This is a genomic window from Pyxidicoccus xibeiensis, from assembly GCF_024198175.1.
Lineage (GTDB): Bacteria > Myxococcota > Myxococcia > Myxococcales > Myxococcaceae > Myxococcus > Myxococcus xibeiensis.
Genome location: NZ_JAJVKV010000011.1, coordinates 26061 through 40000, shown reverse-complemented (window position 1 = coordinate 40000; position 13940 = coordinate 26061). Strand labels below are relative to the sequence as shown.

Below are 13940 nucleotides of genomic sequence, written 5' to 3'. Positions count from 1 at the left end.
CATGGCTACACAGAGACACCGTAGGGAAGGCGACAGCCTGGATGGTCGCAGGCGGGGCGGGCTGACGGTGCCGTGGGGGGAGCGGCCGGACGGGCGCTCAGCGGCGGCCGAAGAGCTTCTTCAGGCCGGACAGCAGGCCGCCAGGACGCGCCTCGGGCTCGCCCTCCAGCGGGGAGCGGCCGATGAGCGCGTCGCGGGCCGCGTCGTCCAGGGCCTCGTTGCCCAGGGACACCGGCTTGCGCCGGCCGCCGGGCAGCGTGGCCTCCAGCGACAGGGCTGCGTCCGCGGTGAGGGCGAAGTGCAGCTCCACCTCGCCCGCGCGCTCCACCGGGAGGTGGATGCGGCCGAGGTACTCGTTCTCCGCCGCCACCGCCGAGGGGCCCTGGAAGAGGGCGAGCTCCACCGGGCCGGGGGCGGCGACGGGCAGCACCAGCGTCTTGCTGGTGGGCAGGCGCGTGTCCCGCTCCAGCACGCGGCGCAGCGTGCCGCCGCGCTCGGCGACGCCGATGGGGGCGGAGAGCACCTCGGAGACGGAGGCCGCGGGCTTGCCGGCCTCGGCCAGCAGCAGGGCCTGACCGAGCAGCGCGGCGCCGAGTGCCACCGCGCCCTTCGCGTCCACGTCGTCGCGCACGGGCACACCCAGGCTCTCCTCGAGCCGGCGGCGCACCAGCGGCGTGCGGCCCTGGCCGCCCACGAGCAGCACCGCGTCCAGGCCCTGCGGGGAGAGGGCGTTGGACTCCAGCACCTCGCGGACGACCGTGGTGACGCGCTGGGCGAGGTCCGCGGTGAGCGCTTCCACGCGCTCGCGGGTGAGGGGCGGCACGGTGCCCGAGGACAGGGAGACCTCCGCCTGCTCGCGCTCGGAGAGGGCCACCTTCGCGGACTCGGCGGCGGTGCGCAGGGGGGCCCAGTCCAGCGGGCTCTCCGGCCGGGGCACGCCCTGGTCGGCGAGGTCGCTGGCGAGCGCCTCGGCGATGCGGGCGTCGAAGTCCATGCCGCCCACCGTCGCGTCGCCGCCGGTGGTGATGACCTCCAGGTCCTCGCCCGTCACCTGCACCACGCAGACCTCGAGCCCGCCGCCGCCCAGGTCCACCACGAGCACGCGCTTCCTGGCCAGCCCGCGGCCATGGCCGTAGGCGAGCGCCACGGCCGCCGGGGCGGTGAGGATGCGCTGCGCGTCGAGGCCGGCGAGGGTGGCGGCCTCGCGCAGGGCGGCGCGCTGGCGGTCGGTGAAGTGCGTGGGGGCGCAGATGACGGCGCGGGTGGCCTTGCGGCCGACGAAGGTGGCGGCGGCGTGCTTCAGCTCGCGCAGCAGCAGCGCGGTGAAGAGCGTGGGCGCGATGACGCGGCCGCCGAGCTCCACGGCGGCGTCTCCGCCCGGGTCCGCGACCACGGGGAAGGGAAGCTGCGAGGAGAGGGCGCGGATGCGGGGCGAGCGGGCGCGCAGGCCGAGCAGCCGCTTGAGGCCCGAGGCGGCGCGGCGCGGGGCGCGGTCGGCCTCCACCTGCGCGGCGGGACCGACGAGCAGCTCGCCGCTGAAGTCCACGGCGAGGAGGGCGGGCAGCTCCGTGCCGTCCGTGCCGGGGAGGGGGACGAGCCGCGCGGTGCCCTCGTGGAAGACGGCGACGCGCGCATGCGAGGTGCCCAGGTCGATGCCCAGCACCACCTCGGGAATCGCGGGCGAGGGCAGGGCCGTGTTGACGGGGACGTCGAGCAACGCGCGGCGGCGGTTGCGCACGGCCTCCGCGTCCTGCGCGGCGGAGGACGGGCCCTCGGGCTCGGTGGCGCTCGGCGTGGGCTCCGGCGGAACGGGTTGAGGTGCCGGGGTGGGCTCGGCCTGCGCCGTGGCCGTGGCGCTCGGGGTGGGCCCGGGCTGGGGCGGGACCGGGGCGGTTTCGCGCGTCGTGGCAGTCGCCGGCTCGGCACCGGCAGGTGCGACCGCTGTCTCCGGACGCTTTTCGCCAGGCGCCTCCCGCGAGGCGGGCTGATGCGACTGTTGCTCGTCCTCCTCCGTGAGGCTCGCGGTGATGTCGAAGTCCTCGTCCTCCGCCGGCTCCTCGGCAGTGCCAGTCACCGCTGGCTCCGCTTCGGAAGGCGCGGGCACGGTCGTGAACGGCCCGGATGCGTCGGCGGTACCCGCCGCGAGCTCGGACGGCTCGGCGGCAGTCCCGCTCGCTGCTGGCGCTTCGGCCATGCCCTCGAGCTCGGAGGGCGTGGGCTCGGTCTCGGAAGGCTGGGCAAGGCCCGCTGCTTCAGGAGCCGTGGGCTCGCTCGGGACGACGTCGGCAGGGGGCGAGCCACGCTCCTCCGCCGGCTCCGGAGCGCGAGCGGCCGGCGTCGTCACGCGGCGTGCGGTGGCGGGCGTCTTCACGGGCGCCACCGCTGGCGGAGGCTCCACCGCGCCGCTGCGCCGGGCCACGACGCGGTCGACGAGCGCCTTGCTCGCGGCGTCCAGCTTCACGAAGCGCACCGTCATGCCGGCGCGACCGCCGCCCGCGTCCACCTGCGCCTTCACCACCACGCCTTCACCGCGCAGCAGCCGCGTGCCGTCCGACAGCACGAACTCGAACGCCAGCCCCGTGCCCTCGGGCTTCAGCGCGCGCGTGGCCACGAACACGCCGCCGCGCGCCACGTTCGAGCCGTACTTGTCGATGAACTCGTCCTCCGTCGTGTACGGAAGGCGGATGCGCAGGGGGAGGAGCTTTGACGCGGTTCCGCTCATCGAAGGGGAATCCGCACATCTCCCCCGGACCCCTGCAGGACCAGGTGCAGGCCGTCTTCCCGCAGGGCGGCCGGGGGGAGCTCGAACAGGAGGACCACGTCACTGCGCTCCTCCGGCGCCCAGGTGCGCCGCAGAGGCCGCGTGCCCGCCACGACCTGCGCGTCCCGGGCCACCGGGTACTCCTGGCCCGCCGCGCCCACCACCTTCGCCCCATCCAGGTCCAGCGGCAGCGGCGCGGCGCCCACGTTCTGCGCCACCAGCTGCACGCGGAGGAACAGCTCCTCCGTCGTCAGGCTCACCTTCCCGGAGCCCTTCACGGAGTGGGACGAGTCCAGCCCGGTGAGCTTCACCGCCACGGTGTCCACGTGCACGGTGCTGTTGGACTCGGGCAGCGACAGCTTCCGCTCGGCGGACTCGCCCAGCCCGGCGGCCAGGCCCGCGAGGTTCGCGTTCGGGTCGCCGCGCGTGGACTCGGGGCCCTGGGTGGGACGGCCTCCCTGGTTCACCCGGTCCACCTCTTCACGGAGCTTCCGCAGCGTGCGGTCGTCTCCCCCTCCCAGGGCCGCGGGCGCGGACTCCTCCTTCGTGCAGCCCCCCCACAGGAGGGCCGCCGAGAGGACCGCCACCGACGCCAAGGAAGGAGAGGACCGGGGACTCACGCGGCGCCCACTCCCTTCACCAGCTCGTACAGCTTGTCGAGCGCGGCGGGCAGCTTCGCGGCGTCAGGGCCACCGGCCTGCGCCATGTCCGCCTTGCCACCGCCCTTGCCGCCGACTTCCTTGGCCATCTCCCGCACCAGCGCGCCCGCGTTGATGCCCTTGGCCACCGCGTCCTTGGTCGCCGCCACCAGGATGATGGCCCGGCCGTCCTTCTCGCCGCCGATGGCCACCACGCCCGAGCGGATGCGGTCCCTGAGCTGGTCCGCCATGCCGCGCAGCACGTTGTCGTCGCCCGAGTCCACCCGCGTGGCCAGCACCTTCATGCCATTCACATCGCGCGCCTGGTCCATCAGGTCCTTGCTGCTGGCCGTCTGGGCCTTGACCGCGACCTCCTCCACCTTGCGCTCCAGCTCCTTCACGCGCTTCTGGGTGGCCTCGACGCGCTTCGCCAGCTCCTTCGGGTTCGTCTTCAGCAGCTCGGCCGCGCGGCGCAGCTCGTGCTCCTGCTCGCGCACGTGCTGCAGCGCGCCGATGCCGGTGAGCGCGACGATGCGGCGCACGCCGGACGCGACGCCCGACTCGCTGGCAATCTTGAACAGGCCGATGTCGCCGCTGCGCCGCACGTGGGTGCCGCCGCACAGCTCGGTGGACTCCGGGTGCACCGTGACGACGCGCACCGTCTCGCCGTACTTCTCGCCGAACATCGCCACCGCGCCGGACTTCTTCGCCTCGTCCAGCTTCATGACGCGCGTCTCCGCCGACGCGTTGTCGCGAATCCAGCCGTTGACCAGGTCCTCCACCTGCTCGAGCTGCTCGGGCGTGGCCGGGGAGAAGTTCGAGAAGTCGAAGCGCAGGTAGTCCGGCGCCACGACGGAGCCCGCCTGCTTCACGTGCTCGCCCAGCACCAGCTTGAGCGCCTTGTGCAGCAGGTGCGTCGCGGAGTGGTTGGCGCGGATGGACTTGCGGCGCTCGACGTTGACGCCCGCCTGCACCATGTCGCCGACCTTGAAGCTGCCCTCGGTGATTTCCACCGTGTGCGCCACCAGGCCCGACACCGGCCGCTGCGCGTCCTTCACCTGCGCCACCGACTTGCCGCCATTGCCGACGATGCGCCCGGTGTCACCCACCTGGCCGCCGGACTCGCCGTAGAAGGGCGTGCGGTCCAGGATGAGCTCCACCGTGTCGCCCTGGGACGCCTGGGTGACTTCCACGCCTTCCTTCACGATGGCGCGGATGCTGCCCTCGCCCTCGTGGCCCTCGCCCTCGTAGCCGAGGAACTCGGTGGTCCCGAGCCGCTCCACCAGCTTCATGTAGACGTCGGCAATCGCCGTCTGCCCGCCGCCGCCCGTGCCGTCCTGGCCCGGGCCGTTCTCCATGATTTCCCAGAAGCGCTTCAGGTCGACGCCGTAGCCGCGCTCGCGGGCGATGATCTGCGTCAAGTCCCACGGGAAGCCGTAGGTGCCGTGAAGGAGGAAGAGGACCTCGCCGGACAGCTCCTTGCTGCCGGACTTCTGCAGCTTCGCCAGCTCCTCGTCGATGAGCTTCATGCCGCGGTTGAGCGTCCGGCGGAAGCCCGTCTCCTCGTGGCGGCAGACCTCGAGCACGAAGGTGCGGCTCTCGCGCAGCTCGGGGAAGGCGTCGCCCATCAGGTCGATGACGCGGTCGACGACCTTGAAGAAGAACAGGTCGTCCAGGCCCAGCAGGGTGCCGTGGCGGATGGCGCGGCGCATGATGCGGCGCAGGACGTAGCCGCGGCCCGCGTTGTCGGGCTGCACGCCGTCCGAGATGAGGAAGGCCGCCGCGCGGCTGTGGTCGGCGACGACGCGCATGGACGCGCCGCCCTCCTGCGAGTAGGGCTTGCCGCACAGCTCGCTGACGGTGGCGAGGATGTTCTGGAAGAGGTCCGTCTCGTAGTTGGAGCGCTTGCCCTGGACGACGGAGGCGATGCGCTCCAGGCCCGCGCCCGTGTCGATGGACGGCTTGGGCAGCGGAATCAGCGGCGCGTCCTTCTCCTTGCGCTCGAACTGCATGAACACGAGGTTCCAGATTTCGAGCCAGCGGTCACAGTCGCACGCGACGCCCTGGCACGGCTTGCCCTCGGCCTCCTCGACACAGGGGATGTCGGCGCCCTGGAAGTAGTGGATTTCGGAGCAGGGGCCGCACGGGCCGGTGTCGCCCATGGCCCAGAAGTTGTCCTTCAGGCCGAGCTTGTAGATGCGCTCACGGGGCACGCCCTGCTTCGCCCACAGCTCGAACGCCTCTTCGTCCCAGGGGATGCCGCCCTCGCCGTTGAACACGGTGACGGCGAGGCGCGAGACGTCCAGGCCGAGCGTCTTGGTGACGAACTCCCAGCCGTAGGCAATGGCCTCGGGCTTGAAGTAGTCGCCGAAGGAGAAGTTGCCGAGCATCTCGAAGAACGTGTGGTGGCGCGCGGTGTAGCCCACGTTGTCGAGGTCGTTGTGCTTGCCGCCCGCGCGCACGCACTTCTGCGAGGTGGTCGCGCGGGAGTAGTCGCGCTTCTCGCGGCCGGTGAAGACGTCCTTGAACTGGACCATGCCGGCGTTGGTGAACAGCAACGTCGGGTCGTTGGCGGGCACCAGCGAGGAGGAGGCGATACGGCGGTGACCACGCTCCTCGAAGAACTTGAGGAACGCCTCGCGAATCTGGGAGGCGGTGAGGACGGAAGGCATGGTGTGGGTATATGCCACAAGAGCAGGCCGCGCAGGAGTTCTTGGAGGGTGCATGGGGTAGGAGGACGGCCCACGGCGCCCCGGGCTGACCTTGCCTGGCGGCACGCCGGGGGAGGGGGCGGCCCGGGACGGCCGGCCGTGGGGGGGCCGGGCGGGGCGGTGTCAGGTGTGGGACGGTGGGGTATGGAGTCCCGGTCGGGTGAGAGGCACCAGGAGGGAGCCATGGGACGGGCCAGGACCACAGGCGGCCGGACGCGCGAGGGGGGAGAGGTGTCGACCCTGTTCGAGTGGCTTGATGAGGTGCGGCGCCGCCCGAGCATGTACTTCGCGACGTTGCGCGACCTGCAGATGCTGGTTGATGGCTACTCGACGGCCCTGTGGGTCCACTCGGTGGATGAAGGCTTCGCGCTGGACAGCCGCCACTTCGGCGCGTGGCTGCGCTTGCGGCGAGGTTGGTCCCTGTCGTGCGGCTGGGCCGCCGCGGTGACGAGCAACAGCCGGAGCGAGGCGGACGCTGCCCAGACGTTCTTCGCGCTGCTCGACGAGTTCCGCGAGCTGCGCCCCACGGTGCGTGCGCGGGTGCGAATGAAGAAGCATCACCAGGCCACGGGGAGACACGCGGTCATCGGCTTCGGCGGACGCCTGGAGGTGCCACGGGTCATCGAGGTCGTCCAGTACGCGCCCGAGCCGCTGTACTTCCTGCGCTTCCACCATGCGAAGCGTCGGGTGGACATGGACGTGCTCCATGACAACGGAGCCAACGCCACCTCCCTGCGCTTCGCGAAGCAGTGGGTGGAAGAGGAGTTCCAGGTTCGCGCGGACGAGTGGGAGCAGGTTCCGGCAAAGAAGCGCTAGAACGCACATGAACACGAGGGCTTCTTCAAAGTATCTCTCGACGGGAGATGCAGACAGCCGAGGAGCCCGAGCATGCAGGTCGTGCGCGTCGTTGTACTTGCGGCAGTCTTCGGGGCATGTGTCCCCATCGCGGAAGCGCCAGCGGGTGAGCAGGCATCACGAGCGGGGAAGATGCTGAAGGCGCGTCTGCTCATTCAGCTCGGTCGAGGGGCGGAGGCTGTCGCGGTCATCGAGGCCCTCGGGCCAGAGCGCGATCCCCTGGATGAAGCAGAGCGGCTCCTGGGGCTGGGCCTTGCGCAGAGTGCCGCTGCACGGCTCCAGGATGCGGAACGGACGCTCGACCGTGCGGCGACGGCAGGGGCCGACCGCGAGCTGATCGACAGCGCGAGGGCCTCGCTTCGCATCCAGGAGGGGAGATTCGCGGAGGCGGAGAAGCAGCTTCGGGACGTGCTCAGACGCGCGCCCCTGCTCTCCGGTGCGCTCTACAACCTGGCGGTGGTGCGGCTCCAGCAAGATGACGTTGCCGAGGCCGCGGCCCTCGTGCGGCAGGCCTGGCATGCGGGGCTGCAGGACCCCCACGCGCTCAAGACCGACCCCGACCTGCTGAAGTTGCGGGAAACGCAGGGACTCATCGACGACCTCCTGGCCGCCCCCACTCCGAATTGCGGCGCCTGGTGAGACCTCGATTCGAGTTCACCGCCCTCCCGACACCTTGCGCTTGAGCTCGCGCATGGGAATCCCCGCCACCACAGCCCCGGGAGCGACGTCCGACGTCACCACCGCGTTCGCTCCAATCACCGCCCCATCCCCCACCGTCACGGGGCCCACAATCTTCGCGCCCGAGGCGACGTAGACGTTGCGGCCGATGCGCGGGGCCCCGGCCACTCCGGGCTTCGGCTCCACCGTCACGTTCTGCGACAGGAAGCTGCCCTCTCCCACCTCCACGCCGGGCGCCACCACCACGCCCAGCCCGCCGTAGCCCAGCTCCACGCTCGCGTGGAGGCGCGCGTCCTGGTCCACGTGGCACTGGTGCATGCGCGTACCCACCGCCGCCACCAGCTCCGGCAGCAGCGGCACCCGCCACGTCTTCAGCCGCTTCGCGGCCCAGTAGAACGTCAGCGCCGTCGGACCCATTTGCCCACCATGCGCCGGGCCACGGGGGCCCAGCGGAATTTTGCCCGGTACATTGCCCGGCCCCTCAGCGTGTCACGGTAGATGAACAGCCAGTGGTGCGGTCGCACCGCATCTGTCCACTCCCGCTTGAAGGGCGCGTCATCCCCCAGCAGGTCCAGCTCCGTCAGCCCCCGGCCGATGCAGTCCTGGATGAGCCCCTCCGTCAGCAGCTGCCCCGGGCTCACCTCGGCGAACGCCTCGTCGTAGCCCGGCTTCAGTGCCAGGTACCGGCCGCCGTACTCCAGCCCGTACTGGAACGCGATGGCCTGCCTGTCCAGCCGCAGCGAGTACAGCCCCAGCCACCCGGCCTTCGCCGCCACGCGCGCCAGGTCCGAGTAGAAGGCCAGCCGCCGCTCGCTTTGCGCAATCGCCGTCCCGCGCTGCGCCTTCCAGCCGCTGCGCTCCAGCGCGAAGCCCTCCTCCAGCCGCTCCGCCAGCCGCTCTCCCCCCGTCACCCGCTCCAGCGTCACCTTCCCGCGCTCCTCCAGCCGGCGCCGACGCCTCCTCAGGGGCTTCGCGTTCCGTCCCCGCTCTTCCTGCCACGCCTCCACCGTCTCCGGCAGTGCCAGGTACGGTGAGCGAGCGCTCTCCCACGTCCCACAGGGCAGCCCCAGCTTCTGCGCCACCGCCAGCAGGGTCCACGCGGAGCCGCCGTCGGGCACGTCCGCCAGCCGCAGCACGTCCCAGCTCGGGTCCTTCAGCAAGTGCGTCAGGAAGGCCTTCCCCGCGCGGCGCGGGTCCTCCGCCAGCAGGTCGAAGCGGCACGAGTGCTTGTTCGTCAGCGACAGCAGCTGGCGCACCGGCATCCCGTACTGCCGCCCCCGCGTCGCGCGCAGCGCCAGGGCCGCCACCAGCCGGCCGTCGACGTCACGTCCCGTCAGGATGCGCAGCCGCCCCTCGGGCGCGAAGTGCCGCAGCCAGCAGCGCAGGAACTCGTGCCGGTAGAAGACCTGGTCGTCCGTGCTCGCCACCAGCCCGTTCCACTCCGGCGCCAGCGCGTCGAAGCCCGCGAGGTCCCTCACCTCGCTGACGAGGATGGAGCGCTGGCGCGCGTAGAACATCGCCCGCTTCCGGCGGGCCCGTGCGGCGGTCTCCTTGTGACCCGGCGCTCCGACCTCGAGGCGCGGGCCCTGAGGCTCGCTCGCGATGCCGGGAGCATCCAGGGTGGATTGCTCCTCCATGAAGTCGTCTCCTCCGGTTGCCGTGGCTGTCCCTGGTTCAGCTCGCCGGGTCTCCCGCGTCGTCCACCGGAGTGCGCGTCACCGGAGCCTCCTTGGCCGCCTGCTCCCGCTCCTCCCTGGGCTTCGCGTGCGTTCCTTCCAATGTCGTCCGCGGTGCGACGAGCACCGGGTTGCCCACCCCCGGAGCGGGCCGGGGAACCGGCACCGCCACGTTGTCGCGCTTCGCCTCCAGCGCCTCGTCGAACACCTCGCGCAGCGGCGGCGGCGCCACCGGCTCCTGGGCCAGCGGCCGCGGCTCCACCGGCAGCGCGGGCGCCTCCGGCTTGCGCACCCCCAGGCCCGACAGCAGCCAGCCGCCCTTCTGCCGCTCGTACAGCTTGCGCGTCTCCAGCGCCGCGCGCGCATGCGACACGCGGCCGCTCACCAGGTCCGCCAGCAGCAGCTCGCTCAGCCGCCGCCGCTTCACGCTGTCCAGGTAGTCGAACACCTTCTCCACCTTGCGCGTGACGGACTGCATGAGCGTGTCCGAGCCCGTGTGCCGCAGCGCCGCGAGCCTCGCCTCGTGCGTGGCCCGTGCCCGCTCCGCCAGGCGGCGCATCCGCTCGGATTCCTCCGGAGTCTGGGCACTCACCGCCAGCCGCGGTAGCGCCACCCGCGCCAGCCCCGAGTCCACCAGCCCGGCGTCCTCGAACGCCTCCAGCGACTCCAGCGCGCGGCGGCGCGACTCGGCGGAGCCCTTGCGCAGCGCCTCCAGCGCCGAGCCCACCCTGTCCAACGCCAGCCACCGGTACACCCAGTCCAGGCCCGTGCCCTTGATGTTCTGCGCGCCCATGATGCTGACGTCCAGCCCCGGCGGCACCGAGCGCGCGCACGCGTCGATGATCTGATCGCCCGTGGCCGCCGCGTCGCTCACCGGCACCAGCTGCTCCAGGTACAGCTCGCGGTACGCCGCGCGGAACTTCCGGTGGAACGCCTCCACCGCCTCCGCGCTCCCTTCCTCACCGGGGCGGGGCAGGGCGCGCCGCAGCCGCGCGTGCACCACCAGCCGCGCCAGCAGGTACAGCGCGTGCCCGCGCACGTCCTCCGCCGTCGCCGGAGACAGCACCTCGGGCAGCGCGGCGTCCTCGCGCACCGGGGCCTCGCGCAGCGCATGAATCACCAGCGAGCCCACCTCCTGCTCCAGGGCCTCGCGCACCCGCGCCACGCCCAGCTCGTCCCCCGGCGACTCGAGCGCCGAGTGCACCGCTGCGACCAGCTCCGGCGTGCGCGACGCGGTGAGGCCCGCGCCCCGCGCGTAGAGCTGCAGCCGCTCCAGGAAGGACTCCGCCGAGGGGCGGGGAATCTTCAGCCGCGCCAGCTCGCGCGTCAGGCGCACCTCGGGCCGGTGGGCATCCGCGCCGGGCACCAGGTCCTCGGTCGACACCACCTCGGTGCGCTGGAGGAGGCGCTCCAGCGCGTCACGCACGTACTTCTGCAGGCCCTCCAGGTTGGTGCCGATGAGCACATGCCGGTCCGCCGGCGCGTCCTCCACCAGGATGCGCGCGAAGACCTCCGAGCGCGCCACGCGGTCCCACCGGTTGTTCACCACGGTGATGACGGCGCGCTCCGGCTGCGTCTCCGGCTCCACCGTGTCCAGCCCGATGCGCCGCCAGTTGTTGAGGAAGCCCGTGCGCTCGTTCGCCGAGTGGCCGTTGATGAAGGTCAGCTTCCGCCCCCGCACCTTCGCGCTCGGGAAGACCTTCAGCACGCCAATCTCCGGCTGCACGTGCTCGGCCATCAGCGCCAGCGCGTGCGCGCGGGGGATGCCGAGCTGCTCGCCCAGCGTGGCCACCAACGCCATGTTGCGCGGGTGCTCGCGGTAGGGGAACAGCGAGAGCAGCTCCTCCGGAATCAGCTCCGCCTCCCACCACGCGCTGTGGTGCAGCGCCGTGCCGCCGTCCTTCGCCACCCGCTGGAACAGGGGCAGGAAGTGGTCCTCCGTCGTGACGACGTTGCCGCCCCTGGGCATGAACTTCGTGATGACGGACGCCACGTCCATGCCCGCCGGGCCCTGGATGTCCTCGTGGTCCGGGTACGCGTTGGTCAGCGTCGCGTAGTCGTCCTTCATCCAGTCGTTCTGCAGCAGCTCCACGAAGTTGGGCTGCAGCGCCATGCACTCCCAGAGGAAGACCTCCGTACCCAGGCGCGCGCCCAGCTCCACCATGTCCTTCTGCTCCCAGATGGTGGCCTTGTCGTACGGACGGAAGATGAAGAACTCCGTCGGCGTCCCGCCCGGCGCGGAGTGCACGAACATCGCCTCCGAGCCCGTCGTCTTCGCGAACACGTCGAAGCCCAGGCCGGTGAAGAGCGCCGCCTTCAGGCGCTCGGTGCCGGACTTGCCGCGCGTGCCCCAGCCGCCGATGCTCAGCGGCACCTGCGAGCGGGCCTTGCGCACCCGCTGGCGCTTCACGTACGTCTCGCCCAGGAAGAGCGTGAACAGCGCCGCCGTGAAGATGCCGAGCGCCGCGACACCGTTGCCGCCGGTGCCCAGGAAGTAGTCTTCGTTCTCCAGGATGCGCTCGGTGAGCACCGCCAGCCAGCCGCTCTCCAGCCCCACCAGCGCCGCCGAGTGCAGCCGCGGGCCCTGGCGCTCGTCCGGGTCTCCGAAGAGGGTGGAGAGCGGGCCGGGCACCGGCGCCTGCGACTCGTACGGCGAGAAGTGCACCAGGACGCCCAGGTCCTTCTCCACGTGCTCCACGAAGCGGCGCCGCTCGCGTGGTTCCTCGCCCCCGAGCGCGTTGAGGCGCAGCGCCGCCAGCTTGCGGTAGTCGCGCGTCACCTTGAGCCGGTTGCGCAGCCGCCGCGCCAGCGAGGGCGGAGGCACCAGCACCGTGGTGCCGTGGCTGCTGAACAGGTGCACCTTGCCACCCGCGCGCAGCGGCAGGTCCAGGAGGTCATCCACGGTGGGCAGGTGCCGGCCCCAGCCGCCCTGGCTGGCCACGTGGACGCGCTCGCCGGGGACCACCGTCTCCGTGATTTCGTCCAGGTGGCCCGGGTGCGCGCGCAGCGTGCCCGGCATCACCCGGCCCGTGGTGTGCTGGAAGGCCTGGCGCTTGTTGGGCGCGGGCGTGCGCAACTCGTGGAGGATGCGCCACAGCCGGCGCTTCTGCCGGTCTCCCTGCCACAGCGTCAGCGTGCGCTCCGAGCGCTCCGCGTACAGGCCGTACCCGTCCCGCGACAGGTCCGCGAGGATGGCGCCCAGCCACGCCGGCTCCTCCGGCAGCGGCGGCAGACCCTCCGGCAGCGGCGCCAGCGACACCTTCGTCCTGCCACCCGGGCGCAGCTTCTCCACGCGCCGGGCGAGGTACTGCGTCCACGCGAGGCGCGCGGGGTCGGCCGTCCGGCGGAGCACCTGCTCCGCGTTGGCCGCGGCCTCCAGCACCACGCCCTCCGTGCCGGGACGCGCGCGCAGGGTGGCGACGGCCTCCGTGAGCCGCGCATGGGCATCACCCAGGCCCGCGTGGCCGAGCGCTTCCGCCAGGGCCGCGGACTGCTCGCAGGCCACGCGCAGGACGAGCGCGTGGGTTTCCATGCTCAGGACGTCCACCAGCAGCGCGAGCGTGGACTCGCGCACCGAGGCCTCCTGGCGCGTGGCCTCCACGGCGGCGAGCACCGCGGCCGTGCGCACGCGCGGCGTCTGCGTGCCTCCGTCCAGGCCCGCAAGGCGCCGCAGCAACGGCTGCCCGTCGGTCCGCGACGCCACCAGGCCGCACAGGCCCATGCGGACGAACTCGCTCGGGTCGTTCGCGGCCACCTCCGCCAGCAGGGCGGTGCGGTGCTCGGCCGGGAGGACCGGCGCGGCCAGCTCCAGCACCTGTCTCCGGAAGAGGAAGTCCTTCGCGGACGGGTAGGGGCCTCGCAGCCGCTGGCGCAGCTGCGCGAGCCCCGCGAGCAGGTCCGTCATCAGCAGCGCCCTCAGGGCCTCCGCCTGGAAGAAGGGGCTCGCGTCCTCCTGGCCCACCAGGCCCGAGAGGATGGCGCTGGCCTCGGTCAGCGCCGCCGCCGACGCGGGCTCCTGCCGCACCAGCTCGTAGAAGCACTCCAGCGCGGCCTGCCGGTTCTGCGCCCTCGGCGCTCCGGCCGCACGGCCCAGCAGCTCGCCGGCCAGCGCGGCCAGCGCCGTGGCGTGGGTGGTGCGCGTCTCGTCGTCGAGTCGCCGCAGCACACCCGCGAGGCACCGCAGCGCCGTCTCCTCCTCGACGAGGAGCTGGTGCCGCTTGCGCTCCAGCCGCTCGCGCAGCGCGTCCAGGCCCATCCACCTGTCCAACGCGCGGATGTCCTCGCGGCGCTCCTTCCGGTCCTTCACCGTCTCCTTGAGGTGGGCGACGAGCACCGCCCGCCGGGCCTCCTCGCCCTCGGCCTCGTGGTAGCGGCGGGTGAGGGCGGCGGCCTCTGCGTCCACCACCGCCACCTCCGCCACCAGGGACTGCACCGCTTCGCGCAGCCAGAGCGCGAGCCCGTCGCCGCCCCCATGGGGGCGTGGGCAGGACTCCAGCAACCGGCGAGCCAGCGTGGCGACGACGGCATGGCGCACGCGCCGGTGAAGGGGTGGGAGCGCCTCGAGCAGCAGGTCTTCCAGCGGATCAGACGACGGTCGCATGTGGTGCGGAGAGCTATGCAC

General features: G+C 72.4%; 8 protein-coding genes. 2 read left to right on the top strand and 6 right to left on the bottom strand.

Annotated features, from left to right (window positions below; all coding sequences use genetic code 11):
• Positions 1 to 97: 97 nt before the first annotated feature.
• The 3 genes from LXT23_RS35850 to alaS are packed head-to-tail and all read right to left on the bottom strand — an operon-like array spanning position 98 to position 6071.
• A complete protein-coding gene (locus tag LXT23_RS35850) occupies positions 98 to 2722 on the bottom strand; it encodes a TIGR02266 family protein (protein WP_253984916.1) in 2625 nt (874 codons plus the stop codon).
• On the bottom strand, positions 2719 to 3381 hold the full coding sequence (locus LXT23_RS35845; RefSeq protein WP_253984915.1) for a hypothetical protein: 663 nt from the start codon (positions 3379 to 3381) through the stop codon (positions 2719 to 2721). The genes LXT23_RS35850 and LXT23_RS35845 overlap by 4 nt, the downstream gene beginning before the upstream one ends.
• Entirely contained in the window at positions 3378 to 6071 is a 2694-nt protein-coding gene (alaS, locus tag LXT23_RS35840) for an alanine--tRNA ligase (RefSeq protein WP_253984914.1), read from the bottom strand. Before alaS ends, LXT23_RS35845 begins: the two co-directional genes overlap by 4 nt.
• A 270-nt stretch (positions 6072 to 6341) precedes the next feature.
• Here alaS and LXT23_RS35835 point away from each other — a divergent pair, with 270 nt between their 5' ends.
• Both LXT23_RS35835 and LXT23_RS35830 read left to right on the top strand, forming a co-directional pair.
• Positions 6342 to 6926: a hypothetical protein gene (locus LXT23_RS35835; RefSeq protein WP_253984913.1), complete on the top strand. Its 585-nt coding sequence runs from the start codon at positions 6342 to 6344 to the stop codon at positions 6924 to 6926.
• Between the two features lie 171 nt (positions 6927 to 7097).
• On the top strand, positions 7098 to 7604 hold the full coding sequence (locus tag LXT23_RS35830; RefSeq protein ID WP_253984912.1) for a tetratricopeptide repeat protein: 507 nt from the start codon (positions 7098 to 7100) through the stop codon (positions 7602 to 7604).
• A gap of 15 nt (positions 7605 to 7619) precedes the next feature.
• Here the strand turns inward: LXT23_RS35830 and LXT23_RS35825 are convergent, their stop codons facing one another.
• Genes LXT23_RS35825 through LXT23_RS35815 form a run of 3 tightly spaced genes read right to left on the bottom strand, consistent with a single transcriptional unit; the run spans position 7620 to position 13919 of the window.
• Complete coding sequence (locus LXT23_RS35825) at positions 7620 to 8060, bottom strand: serine O-acetyltransferase (protein ID WP_253984911.1); 441 nt, start codon at positions 8058 to 8060, stop codon at positions 7620 to 7622.
• A complete protein-coding gene (locus tag LXT23_RS35820; RefSeq protein WP_253984910.1) occupies positions 8042 to 9280 on the bottom strand; it encodes a GNAT family N-acetyltransferase in 1239 nt (412 codons plus the stop codon). The genes LXT23_RS35825 and LXT23_RS35820 overlap by 19 nt, the downstream gene beginning before the upstream one ends.
• Before the next feature lie 37 nt (positions 9281 to 9317).
• Positions 9318 to 13919 carry a hypothetical protein gene (locus LXT23_RS35815; protein WP_253984909.1) on the bottom strand — a complete coding sequence of 1534 codons (4602 nt, stop codon included), beginning with the start codon at positions 13917 to 13919 and terminating at the stop codon, positions 9318 to 9320.
• Positions 13920 to 13940 lie beyond the last annotated feature (21 nt).

Coding starts and splice junctions, on each gene's coding strand:
- LXT23_RS35850 (WP_253984916.1), bottom strand. CDS start 2,722: ATGAGCGGAACCGCGTCAAAGCTCCTCCCCCTGCGCATCCGCCTTCCG.
- alaS (WP_253984914.1), bottom strand. CDS start 6,071: ATGCCTTCCGTCCTCACCGCCTCCCAGATTCGCGAGGCGTTCCTCAAG.
- LXT23_RS35830 (WP_253984912.1), top strand. CDS start 7,098: ATGCTGAAGGCGCGTCTGCTCATTCAGCTCGGTCGAGGGGCGGAGGCT.
- LXT23_RS35825 (WP_253984911.1), bottom strand. CDS start 8,060: ATGGGTCCGACGGCGCTGACGTTCTACTGGGCCGCGAAGCGGCTGAAG.
- LXT23_RS35820 (WP_253984910.1), bottom strand. CDS start 9,280: ATGGAGGAGCAATCCACCCTGGATGCTCCCGGCATCGCGAGCGAGCCT.
- LXT23_RS35815 (WP_253984909.1), bottom strand. CDS start 13,919: ATGCGACCGTCGTCTGATCCGCTGGAAGACCTGCTGCTCGAGGCGCTC.